The organism is Campylobacter sp. CNRCH_2015_0338h, assembly GCF_025772785.1.
GTDB lineage: Bacteria > Campylobacterota > Campylobacteria > Campylobacterales > Campylobacteraceae > Campylobacter_D.
Genome location: NZ_JAKMST010000002.1, coordinates 1 through 12,934 on the forward strand (window position 1 = coordinate 1; position 12,934 = coordinate 12,934).

Annotated in this window: 7 protein-coding genes and 1 pseudogene; 2 read left to right on the forward strand and 6 right to left on the reverse strand. The window is 23.1% G+C overall.

The features are described 5' to 3' along the window. The coding region (locus tag L8X30_RS01335; protein WP_263678602.1) for an inverse autotransporter beta domain-containing protein at positions 1 to 838 on the reverse strand (838 nt) is incomplete at its 3' end. Between the two features lie 780 nt (positions 839 to 1,618). Here L8X30_RS01335 and L8X30_RS01340 point away from each other — a divergent pair. Next, the gene (locus L8X30_RS01340; RefSeq protein WP_167931678.1) at positions 1,619 to 1,840 is read left to right on the forward strand and encodes a helix-turn-helix domain-containing protein; all 222 of its coding nucleotides are present in this window, start codon (positions 1,619 to 1,621) and stop codon (positions 1,838 to 1,840) included. Positions 1,841 to 3,427: 1,587 nt separating this feature from the next. Further along, positions 3,428 to 3,919, forward strand: coding sequence for a hypothetical protein (locus tag L8X30_RS01345; RefSeq protein WP_263678603.1), 492 nt, complete (start codon positions 3,428 to 3,430; stop codon positions 3,917 to 3,919). Between the two features lie 333 nt (positions 3,920 to 4,252). Here L8X30_RS01345 and L8X30_RS01350 read toward each other — a convergent pair whose 3' ends face one another. The 5 genes and pseudogenes from L8X30_RS01350 to L8X30_RS01370 form a co-directional block, all read right to left on the reverse strand. Beyond that, the gene (locus L8X30_RS01350; RefSeq protein ID WP_263678604.1) at positions 4,253 to 4,591 is read right to left on the reverse strand and encodes a hypothetical protein; all 339 of its coding nucleotides are present in this window, start codon (positions 4,589 to 4,591) and stop codon (positions 4,253 to 4,255) included. 115 nt (positions 4,592 to 4,706) lie between these two features. Continuing rightward, positions 4,707 to 6,083 (reverse strand): RNA-directed DNA polymerase, encoded by a 1,377-nt coding sequence (locus tag L8X30_RS01355; RefSeq protein ID WP_263678605.1) that lies wholly within the window; start codon positions 6,081 to 6,083, stop codon positions 4,707 to 4,709. Beyond that, entirely contained in the window at positions 6,014 to 6,619 is a 606-nt protein-coding gene (locus L8X30_RS01360) for a hypothetical protein (RefSeq protein ID WP_263678606.1), read from the reverse strand. The genes L8X30_RS01355 and L8X30_RS01360 overlap by 70 nt, the downstream gene beginning before the upstream one ends. A 41-nt stretch (positions 6,620 to 6,660) precedes the next feature. Then, positions 6,661 to 7,968, reverse strand: a complete 1,308-nt coding sequence (gene drt3a / locus L8X30_RS01365) for an antiviral reverse transcriptase Drt3a (RefSeq protein WP_263678607.1) — start codon at positions 7,966 to 7,968, stop codon at positions 6,661 to 6,663. 28 nt (positions 7,969 to 7,996) lie between these two features. After that, positions 7,997 to 12,770 (reverse strand): annotated as a pseudogene (locus L8X30_RS01370) (type ISP restriction/modification enzyme). Between the last annotated feature and the right edge of the window lie 164 nt (positions 12,771 to 12,934).

Genomic DNA, 12,934 nt, shown 5'->3' on the forward strand with positions numbered 1-12,934 from the left:
TAGCTACATTGCTCATAGAAGGAAAAGCATATTTAATACCCATATCCCAACCATTAGCAGGGCGTTCTAAGAAAGTTAGCTCATTATTAGTATTTTTAAAATCATAACTATTAATCCAATCACTTAGTCTTTGATAAATATTAGCATGAAAAGCTAATGTATCAATCATACTTTCAAAGCCCAAAGACATTCTTTTATGCTCTCTACTAAAATCATGATCATAAACTAAGTTTAATCCTAGCATGATATTTCCTGAATTATTTAATGCTAATGCATTAGGATAATATCTTATACCACCACCAAAATGACCTATGATTCTATTATTATCATATCCACCTATACCGCTTTGTAAAAAATAAGATATTTTTGGGTTATCTTTATCTGTAAAAGGTATAAGCACTCTAGCTTTTCCATCTAGTGTATTTTTGTAGTTTAAGCTAAACTCACTATTAATGGAGTGATTAAGAGCATGTAAATATTCTTGAATTAAAGTATTAGCTTGCAAGCTTAAATAATTACCTGCTAAATCTCTAACGATTTCCTCTCTTTCTTTACTATCTTCTGCATTATAAGCATCACCAATAGTTTGAATAACATTAATAACCTTATTAGATAATTCTTCATCTTCTTTACTAAGATTAGAATCTTTCTTTGGTTTTTCTTCTAATAGCTTTTTAACTTTTAGATCAATATTGTTATGATCTTTAGCCTGACTTAAGCTATTAACCGCAAGAGTTTGATTGTTGTCTATAATGATTTTATCTTGATTTTTTAAAATCATTATTTGAGAAAAAAGAAAAGTGTGAATGAGTAAAACAAGTAAAAATGTTTTTTTCATATCCCCCCCCCCCATAACCTACATTTAATTTTTATCTGTGATGAGAATATGATAACACAAAAAATACAAAAGTGATAAAAAAGTTATAAAAATATTGAAAAATAGCCAAAAAACTATCAAATATAATAATTATTTATAAACTATAATCAAAATTACTTTTATTTTTTATTAAAAAAATACATATAGATTTATTATTATTTACATAAAACAAAAAATTACTTTTATTTACTTTTTTAAGACAATGGATAAATAGACTTTTATATCTTTTATATTTATACTTTATTATATTGTTTAATATATGTGTAGATATGAAAAAATAGTATTTATATAAGAATATAAATTGTATTTATTATATTTGGTATATAAAGTATAAATACTAAGCTTATATATAGTAATAAATAAAGAGTATAAATATCTTATTATACTATTTAAATAATTATAATATAGTGTTTTTATATAAATTTGATAATAGTTGTTATAATCTTAAAATAACTTATTAAAAAAATATATTTAATTATAGTTTATGTGTTTTTATAAATTAGGTAATAGGTAAAATAATATATGGAATGTTTAATGGAAGATGAAGGGTGGCTAAGATTTAAATTAAGTATATATACTGTAAAAAACAAAGTTTAGTTTTAGACTTATTTATATTAAGTATATTTTATAAATTTGATTTTAAAAGCATATAAGAGTATTAAGTTATAGAATAATTCTTACTAGCATAAAAATAGTGTTATAATAAACACATGATTGATTGTCAAAAAAAGGAGAATCAGCATGAATGAAAACTATTTAGAAACAAAAGAATTTTTGTTTGAGAAGTATAAAAAAATGACTTTAAGTAAAAAAGAATTTGCTGAAGTATTAGGTGTTTCTTCAGGAACTATTGATAATCTAAGAAGAAAAGGTAAAATACAATCTATGGGTATATCTCGTTATGTATTATTCTCTATTGAGGAAATAGCTAAAATTATATCAGGAGTTAAATCTTTAAAATAAGATTTAACCTACTTTAGCAATTCATATAATAGCAAATATTCTATTTTTGAAATTGTTTCTTGAATATATTTAAACACTTACTCTTCATTAGTCAGGCAGTATTTTTCTTTGTTAGAATTTAAATCCACAATATTCTTTCCTTGAAATTCACACTCTAAAAATTTTAATATATCACCTATTTAGCAAAACAATATCACTTTTTTACACATTTTTACAATAAAATACAAAGTATGTGCAAAAGTATGTGCAAATGAAAAATATTTCATTAAAGTATGGATATTTAGGGATTTGGTTGGTAAATTACATGGCGACCTCGGGCACCATTACTTTTCAAAGTGTTTTTTAATTTTTTTAAAAAACTCAGGGAGCGGTTTTGGTAGCGGTTTTTTTCTCAAAAATTAATTCTTAACACTCCATATTAAAATAATATAATTTATCATTATAATCTAAAAAAGAAATTGACTTTTATAAAAATATTTAAAAAAAGAATAAAATAAAAAATACATTTTACTTTTTTATATTCAATTGCTAATTCATTCTCTATTTCTTTTTTTATTAAAAGAAGACAGTATAAACTAAATACATTATAATTTATTTATTTTATTCATAAGGCTTTAAAATTAGTTAAACCATTAAAACATATGAAATTTTATAATTATTAGTATTGGTAAAATAATGGTTTCTCGGCTTTTTCGGTTTTTTGCTTTTAGGATTAAGCAAATATTATTTTATATACATCTTAATCTTTTTATCAAAAATATAAAAAATATTTTAATTTAAAATTATTATAAAATTATATCACTTAGTATTTTTAAGCTAGCGATTAGCTTAAGCTATGATCTTTTTTATATTTTATTAATTTATAAGGAGGTGATCATGATTGATATTAAAATAAAAATTAATCTGATTTTATCTTTTTTATTTTTTATAAAAATAAAATTTATTTTAGTTGGATCGCTAGCTTAAAAATACTCTCATTTTTTCTTAAAATATATCTTCATTTTTTTAAAGAGTTATGAAACAAATCTCCAAAAAATACAAGTTAATTTTTTCAAAAAATCTTACCTTTTTTTTGTTTTGATAAAAAGTTTAGTAAAATGGAAATTTTAAGCTGTATTTTAAAGCTTTATTTTTGGAGTTTTATAGATAAAATTTATAAAAAATAGCCCATTTTAAGATAATCACTACTCCATACTTATGTAGATATATCATTTTCGTTACCTTTAATATAAAAAAGTATATATTTCGTATATTTTTCCGCAATATAAAAATAATTCACTACTCCGTACTTATGTAGATATATCATTTTCGTTACCTTTAGCTTAAAAAGTATATATTTCGTATATTTTGATAAATTTTTAGAGTATTTTTTATAGATTTTTATAAAATTTGTCATTTTTGTAAAAAATAATCGTACACCTATACATTACTTCGTAAGTATATATTATATGTTTTCGTTACCTTTAGTATTTTTTTGAGATTTTTTTGAGATTTGCTGTGTTTTTTTAAAAAATGAAAATGTTATGATTTTGTAATTTTTGTATGATAAAATATTATAAATTTTTGTTAAAAAAGGCAAGTTATTCTGTGTTTAAAAATATATTTTTCAAAAAAACTGTATCTGCTGATAATTCTAAAGATGAGATAAAACTAGATGAAGCTCCTACGCAAAACAAAAGTGATAGATTAGAAAAAATAATTCACACTTGGGTAGTAAATTGCACTAAATATTCTTTAAAAAATCCTTATGATACAAGACGCATTAACAGAAAAAATGGCTGTATCAAATTCGTCTTAAGAGTCTTTAAAGAAACTAAAAATGAAGGTGCTTTAATTGGCATTAGCTCTTCACTTTATGATAAATATAAAAATCTCTATAAATCAAAACTCGCTAGAGTAAAACAATCAAGCAAAATAAAAAGCTTACAAGAAAAATATCCTGATTTAGATATTATCAATGCTTATAAATATGCCATATTAAGCAATAAATGTGCTTTATTAAATGAAGATGTTAAAGACTTTGAAAATATTATAAAGATTTTATTGCAATTAAATACCGCCAAATATAAACAAAAATAAGCTTAAAATCAAAAATCTACTATAAAGCAATATCAATCTAGCATTGAATAATTAAAATCGATTTATGAGCTTGTTTTGTTGGGTTATGTTAAGGAAGTGGTGTTTAGTTATTATTTGTGTAATTTTGGCAAGCTCGAACGGATCTTACTTGCCGTGACGGTTGTATATTATAGCAATAATTTACAAAAATAATTATTTATTAAATCAATCACAAAATAAACCTAAGAAAAGTAAAATCTCTTAGGCTTATAAAATAAACCACAGATAGTTTATTTCGCATATGTGTGTGTTAAAATTTATCTGTGAATGCATATGTTAAATTATACTATAAGATTAGTAAACTTCGTAAGATTTCTTTTCTTCGAGCTCCTTTAATATATTAACATTTTTCCATTTTACAAACCAAAATTTTTGTTCCATGGAAAAATTTATAATATAATTTTGTATATTCTCTTCATTAATTTTATAATTTTCTAAAATTTTTACTTTAAAATCTTTATCAAGAAAAGGACAAGCAAGAATATCCATACTTAATAATGTTAATTCTGTATTTTTGTTATTAAAATCTTTATATTTATCAATAATTTTGTCTTTGATTTGTTTTTTTATCTCTTTAAATTCAGGATCATTCTCTATATAGTATAATAATACTACAATATCAAAATAATTCATTTCTTCACTTAAGAAAATTGTTTCTAAAATATTAAAATTAAGTTTTTTATAGTTTTTTATCTCTTTTAAGTTAATTAATAAATATAAATTTTGATTGTGTGAATATTTTCTACTTTTATTTCTTTTTTAGCAAATGATGAATTTCATCAAAAATAAGTTTATAAAGTTTGTTTTTTAAATATTTATCAAAATAATTATGATTCATAAAGTTAATTAATTTAGCAAGAATTAAAGATAATTTAACCGTAGCAGAAGTTTTGTCTGATTCTGAATATATAAAAAAAACAAATTTTAACATTTCTTTCAAATGAATAAAAAGTTTATCTTTTATTTTCAAGCAGTTATTTTTAATTATAGATTTTATATTATCAAATTCACCATTTTCATTAAAAGAAAAAAGTTCATCAACTTCATTAATCGTTTTTTTAAAACTATCTTTCATATCTATATACATTTCAAAAAAATCTTTTAACGCACTAAGTTCATCTAAGCTATTATTAATGTATTTAGTGATTTCTTTGTCTTCATAAATACTATCTTTTAAATCTTTGATAGTTTTTTTATAATTGTTAATATTTTTAGCAAGGTCTTCTTTATCAAATTTAAGCTCTTTTTTTATTTTTAAATTTTGTATATGAATATCAATAGTTTGCATTATATTTTCAATATCTTTTTGTATGTTTTTTATTTTATTTTTCTTAATATTATTTAAATTTTTTTTCAATTTTACTAAAATTAATTCGGCTTTAATTTCGTTAAGATTATTTATAATATTTTCAATAATTATATATTTATTTATATCTTTATTGATAAAATCTATTTTTTTATCAATTATTGCTAAAGTGTAATTTAAAATATCATTATATTTAATTTCATTTTCTTTTAAAATTGCTTTAAAATTAACAATTATATCTTTTGAATCTATTGTGTATTTATTGTTGCTATCGAAATCAAATTCTTTTAATAAATCTTTTATTTTTTTCTTAGCTATTGTTATATTAGTAACAAAAGGTTTAGTAAATTCTTCCATTTTAGATTCATTTAGATAAAACTTATATTTTTGCAACTCATTATTAAAAGTTTGGATTATCAAATTTTTTACATCATCTTCATTATAAAAAAGAAAATAATCATCTACGTATCTAAATATTGCATAATCTTTTTTATGTAATATTTTATTTTCAGTTAATTTATTTAAAACTGCTTTATCTATTTTTTGTAAAATTAATTCTGCAAAGATACGAGAAAATTCAGATCCTATTAAAATACCATTTGTTTCTTTGTAATTCATATTTTGCATTAATCTATCAAATTTATCAACAAATGTGTTTTTGGTTTTACTACCTAAATTATCCTTTATTATTTTTTTATCATAAACAACCCAAGCGATAGAGTGTGTATATATGCTATCAAAACACTTGCTTATATCAAATTTATATAATTTTTTAAATAATTTCTCGTTTTTTTGATACTCATATGATTCGTAAAACATGTATATACGACTATATTTTTATAAGCAAAAAAACTTTTAAAATATTTTTCTTTATGATGTTTTATTTCTATACTGTTATTTAATTCGTCATCTATGTTTTTTGTATTCGTAAAATCATTTTTATTATAAAATAAATTAGCAACTTTATAGGGTTTTCTGATGGAAAATTCACTTTTACTTGAAAAATACAAAATAGCTTGTTTATAAGTATCATAAAAATTCATAACTTTGATTTGATGTGCCGGATGTATGATTGATAATTTTCTATATTCATTTGTTTTGTGTGGAATTTTAAAGTGAAAAGGTATGGTATAATAATCAAATTCTCTATCTATAAAAAGTAAGTTTAACATTTTTTTAAAATTCTTTTTAATATTTGTGGAATTATCAAAATAATTATTAATTTTTGTTTTATTTTTTAATAAAAAATTATAGAAATTTTTGTTTGAGAAAATTATAGGAACTTCATAAGGTAAAATTTCTGATAAAACAACTCTTTCTTTTCTGTATCTTATTTTGTATTTTTTGTATTTCATATTAATTTTTCCATGCCAAAGATATATTTTTTAAATCATTGTTACTTTTTAAACGAAAAATTTTTTTTGTTTTCAAAATTTTTTACAAAAGAATATTTTTCTTTAATTTCATTTTTTAACTTTTGTAAATTTTTTAAATCAATATTTAGTTTTTCATATGGTTTTATTTTTTTTAATTCATTTTTTAAAAAATTATCTAATTTTTGAAAACAACTAATATTGTTAATATGCCTATTTGAGTAAAATACGCCCGTATATATATGTTTCTTAACGCCTTTTAAAGCTATATTACCAGTTAAATATTTTAATCTTTTTCTTAACATTCTTCTAGCATTTGTATCATCATGCTTACTTTGTTTGTTGTAACATTCTATAGTCTTAGTTATTTTGTTTTTATATTTTTTTATTTTATTTTTACTTAAACTAATTGATAATTTTTCTTTTTCTTTTTTAAAAGCATATCCGAGAAAATCAAAATGCAACTGTTTATTTTTTGAAGTATCAATGATTTTTCTTTTTTGGCTTGTGCTATCATGAAAAGATAATCCTGTCTCATTTTTTAATAATTTTTTAATTTTGTTTCCTATGTTTGAAGTGCTGATTATTATGATATCATCTACATATCTTGCATAATATACAACTTCTTTTAAATTATTAACTTTTTTATCAAAATTTCTCATATAAAGCTCAGATAAATAAGCACTAATCCCTATTCCTCTAGGGATTCCGATATTTTGATTGTTAGATAATTTACTATATTCTTTTAATATAGTAAAAATGATTTTTTTTGATGTTGGTTCTAAAATATAATTTTCTTTAATTATTTTTTTTAATTTATCATGCGGTATAGTTTCATAAAAATTTTTTATATCAAGTCTTATAATAAATTTAGGAATTTCATCATCTATTAAACACTTAATTTGTTCGATTATTGCATTTCTATCAGATTGTTTAACCTTAAAAGATCTTTGTATATCTTTTTGTGCAAATTTCAACGCAAAAAATAAAGCTTCATTTTTAGTATCTATAATATAAGTATCTTTATCTTTTATACTCTTAACATCTATATGGATATTTAGTTTTTCATTGTCTATTTTATTTTGTATTTCACAAAATAATTTATTTAAAATTTCTATTTTTTTTCTATAACAATTACTTATTTCTTTTTTGACTTTTTTGTCTTTATTATTTTTTAATCCTTTTTTTAGATTTGAAATTTTCTCATCGATATTTTTAACTTCTTCAAAACATTTAAACTTGTCAGGAAGATAATTTCCTTTTTTATTTTCTTCAAAATATATTTTAAAGAAAATCTTCATGTGTGAAAAAATTTCATTTTCTAAAATCATAATGAAGAACCTGTATTTATTTGCATTTTCACTCCCACTTCATTTTACTAATCTCATCTATCAAATCAACGCTTTTTATAGATAAATCAATGATTTTTAAAAGAAGTTCATAGATATATTTACTACCTTGATAATCATTTGGATTATTTTCTATTAAACTTTTTTTATCTATGCTTATTTGATAGCGATCGATAATCCAATCAATCGCACTTTTGCCATTGATTTTATATTCATAAGCAATATTTGGTATATTTTTTATAGTGATATTTTGATTATAAAAAATATCATTTCCTAGTTTTTTCATCTTAGTGACTTTATAAAACTCATCATTGTCTGTATCAGCCAAAACTCCATCTTTAAATTCTACTTCTTTAAACATTTCATTATTTTCATAGTTTAAATGTAAAGTGGCTAGCTTTTTACCCAAAATGCTTAAGTTTTTAAAATCTTTACTTATAGGCACTCTTGGAGCTTCTTTTGAAAGTTCAAATTTGTATTTTTCTAAATAGCCTTTGTGATTTAAAATAGCATATATATAATAAAATATATCTTCTTTGTTTATAGTTTCATCTTTTAATTGTTTTTTAAATTCATCTAAAGCAAAATCACTTATAGCGTATTCTTTACTTCCATTTTCTTGATAAAAATAAAGCGGAAAAGCTTGAGTGTTGGCTAAAGTTTGATAGTCGGTTATAGAATTTACTATAAAAGATGAAAATTCTTTAGTCGCCATTAAACTTGTTAAAATCAATAAATTCTCATCTGTATTTTTAGGAAATAATTTTGAAAATTGAGATTGTTCTTCATTCCAAGTTTTATCCCAGTAAAGATATTCTTTAGTAAAGGGACGATGAGAAATTTCTCTTATATTTTCTTGATTAAAATCTTTGATTTTTTCATTATTTATTAAATCTTTTTTTAAAGCTCTAGTCCAAGCTATTTTAGTATTATCTATGGTTATATCATTATCGCTTAGCTCTTTATAAAGTTCAGATTTTTTAATATTTTTATTTTTATCTAAAAATGCTTTGTGATCAAATTTAGCTAAGTCTTCATTATAAGTAGCTATGCATTTTTGCATAGAATTTGCAAGCTTTTCTTTAGAAAAATTATAAGCCCAGCTATCACGATTTGTTACTATGCCTGTGGCATTTATAGCAAAAATTCCATATTCATTTTTATCGCTTTTTAAAGGCATTAATTTATCAAAATCATCTCTTCTTTGATTGATCCAATCGCCTTTTTCATTTGGGATTATATTTATAAAAGGCACATTTATTATACTTTTAAAATTATCTAATTTATCAAGCTTAGTTTGTCTATCTAGATAATCTCCTATATCATAATAATGAATTTTATTTGTTTTAGCATTTGTATCTTTTATGAAAAATACTATAGCCACTGTTGCACGTGATCCAGAACTAAATATCTGTCCGCCTTCTTGTTTAGCTTTTTCTCCAAAAGTTCTTGTATTTCCTCTTAAATTTAAAATATAAATATCGCTAAATTCTTTAGCTACGCATTTTCTAAAGCCATCAGCACTTGTTGCATCTATAAAGCCTCCATTTACCACAAAACCTATAATGCCGTTATCTTGTATTTTATCGCTTGCCATACGTATAGCTTGAATTAGCGTATCCCTTGTTGAATTACCAAATTTACCATTTGATTCATTGCCATAAGTCTCTTTAACGCGTTTTTCTAAATTTGGATGAGAAATGTTTGCATTATTATCATTTGCACTACTTGCTCCAGTTGAATAAGGAGGATTGCCTATGATGACTTTGATTTTTTCATTGGCTATTAAGTCTTTGATCTTTTTATTTTCTTCTAAATCTTTAAATTCTAAAGCAAATAAGCCATTATCTTGTGTTTTTTTATCTAGATAATCAAGACTATCAGCTAAGGCTATATTTTTAAATTTATCTAAAGAGTTCATCCTTTCATTACCCGTTTGAGTGATATTAATAAGCGCTATATAATAAGCAAGTAAAATAATATCCTGAGCAAAAATTGCTTTTTCGTATTTGTTTTTGAAATTTTCATCGCTAATTAAGTCATTTTCTTTACTTAATAATCTTGTGATAAAACTTCCAGTTCCAGTGAATGGATCAAAGATTTTTACATTTTCATCGTTAAAATCTGTATTAAAATGTCTTTTTAAAAGCTCATTAACAGAATGAAGTATAAAATCAACCACTTGTATAGGAGTATAAACTATACCTAATTTTTCAGCTTGTTTTTTAAAAGCTGATCTAAAGAAAGTATCGTATAAGTTTTTAATGAGTTCTTGTTTGCTTTTTTGACTTTTTGCCAATTTTACATTTTCTTCTACGTTTTTATAAAAGGCTTTTAAAGATCTTGTTTCTTCATCATCTAAACCAAAGGTATTTAACTTTTTATTTACTTCATCAAGAGCTTTTCCTATAGGATTATCATCCATATTCTTATCAAATAAAACATCAAATATAGGTTTAGTTATAATGTGAGAGCATATCATATCTATGGCTTCATCTTCTTTGATATTTGGGTGAATGTTTTCTTTTAAGGAAGTTAAAAATTCTTCTAAAATTTCAGGATGATCTTTAAAAATAGCATTTAATCTAATGTTTAATTTTTCTACTATTTTAGCTGTTTTTGCACTAAAGCTTTGCCAATAACCTTTATCACCAAGTTTAGTTGGTATGGCATTATACATCGTGTTTGCAAGTTCGCTTAAGGTGAAGCTATCAAACAAGCTTGGCTCGTAGTTTTTATCTGTATTATTTGAGCTTTCATCTGCCACATAATCAGCCACAGCTATTTTGATCTTTTCTTTAAATACAGCCTCATCTACTAAGGTATCATCGTGACTTCTTAGGGCTTTTAAGATATTCCATATATTTAAAAAATTGGTATTTTTTATAGCCTCATCTAAATTTGAAAGCTCATTCTCGCTTAATGCTAAAGGCAGTATGATATAACCTGTTTTTTTATTTGGAGCTTTTCTCATTACTCTACCTACTGATTGGATTATATCTACCATAGAATTTCTTCCATCAAAAAATACTACACTATCTAAAGCAGGTACATCCACACCTTCACTTAAACATCTTGCATTGCTTAGTATATTACAAGTATTTTCTTTTGGGGAATTGAGATTATTTAGTTTGTTTAATCTTATATTGGAGTTCATAGTTCCATCAACATGATCTATGTTTATATCAAGATTTTTAAAAGAATCTTTTTTTAATGCTTCATCATAGCATTGCATAATAATTTTAAAAGAATTGGTTATATTTTTAGAATCTCTTATGCTTTTGCAAAAATTTATAACTCTTCTTGAAATATTACTATCCATTTCTTCTAAAAAGTCATTATCTATTTGGTTATTTTCATCAAGAGCAACTAAATCATTTCTTGCTAAACCTTTATGCGTACCTATGATTTTAGATACAAAGTCTATATCTACATATTTTTCATCTACATTTTTTTCATCTTTTAATTTTGCTATGGCTGTATTTGCTATGTTTGCAATACCTTCTTGTTTAATAGCTAAAATAATAACTTTATAATCGGTAAGTAAGCCTTTTTCAACTGCTTCTCTAAAATTAATACTATAAATTTCATCTCCAAAAATTTCTTCATCATCCATAGAAAATACTTCATTATCACTTTCCAAAGCTTTGCTTTTTTGAGAACTAGAATAAATCTTTGGAGTAGCACTCATGTAAATTCTTTTTTTGGCTTTGATGTTTTCATCACTATGGCATAGAGTAAAAGTATTTAGTTTATCTTTTTCCTTACCTGAATATAAATTTCCTACACTTCTGTGAGCTTCATCGCAAATGATTAGATCAATCTCATCTAGATCGTTTTGTTTTTGAGCTTGCATGATTTTTTTCAACACTTTGATAAGTAGAAAAGATGATAAATCTTTTGTTGTCTTTTTTAGCTATATCGTAAGCTTTTTTAATGCTTTGTGTATCAGTAGAAGCAGGAATGGGCAATTCTAAAATATCTATATCATCTTCAATGCTTTTACCTGATTTACTATCTGAGCATACAATAGAAGCAACAAAATCATCAGTTTTCTCTTTGCAATATTCTCTAAATGTTTGCCCTACTAAAGCTATACTAGGAGCTAAAAATAAAACAATGGAATTTTTAGGAGTAATTTCTTCTATAATTTTTAAAGAAGTAAAAGTTTTCCCAGTACCACAAGCCATGATAAGCTTGCCTCTTGTATTATTTTTGTTTGCAAAATATTCTTTTATGTTATTTATGGCTTGTATTTGATGTTCTCTTGGTTTTTTCTTTGCAGTAATTGGCAGCTCTAAAGAATTATTTGGATCAAATTTATCCCAACTTATGTTTGAATTTAAAAAATCTTCTAAAGTGATCAATTCTATAGGTGTGTTTTTTAAAATTTGCTCCATCTCTTTTTTAGCGTTTTGAGTAAGATCGCTAGTACTTATAATAATGCCTTTACTAAATTTAATCTCCCCTATTCCACTTTGCAACTTGCTAAAATAAGTACTTAAATCTTTAAAATCTACTTTTGAATTTTCATAAAATTTACATTGAACTGCAATATAATCATCATCTTTTGTTTGAATGATTAGATCAATACCACAATCTTGCCCATCTTTTTTATCCCATTCATCCCAAAGATAAATATTTTTATAAATATTTGCTGTATCTTTTTCTTTTAAAAGATGTTTTGAAAGTTTTTCAAACATAGATCCCTTCGATCTAGTGTTTAAATTTGCTTTTTTTAATTTTTCTAAGATGATTTCAAAAGTAGTTTCGTTTGCACTCATTAAAACTCCTAAGCTAATAATATAAAGAATATATCAAAAATTAACTTTGTAACTTATAAATATAAAAGTTTTGTATTTTTATTTTGTGTAATTATAAATGGATATTATACCTACTAGAAAGCTTATTAGATCAGTAGTGTTTTCTTTATAGAGATATCTTCTTA

Coding starts and splice junctions, on each gene's coding strand:
- L8X30_RS01340 (WP_167931678.1), top strand. CDS start 1,619: ATGAATGAAAACTATTTAGAAACAAAAGAATTTTTGTTTGAGAAGTAT.
- L8X30_RS01350 (WP_263678604.1), bottom strand. CDS start 4,591: ATGAATTATTTTGATATTGTAGTATTATTATACTATATAGAGAATGAT.
- L8X30_RS01355 (WP_263678605.1), bottom strand. CDS start 6,083: ATGTTTTACGAATCATATGAGTATCAAAAAAACGAGAAATTATTTAAA.
- L8X30_RS01360 (WP_263678606.1), bottom strand. CDS start 6,619: ATGAAATACAAAAAATACAAAATAAGATACAGAAAAGAAAGAGTTGTT.
- drt3a (WP_263678607.1), bottom strand. CDS start 7,968: ATGATTTTAGAAAATGAAATTTTTTCACACATGAAGATTTTCTTTAAA.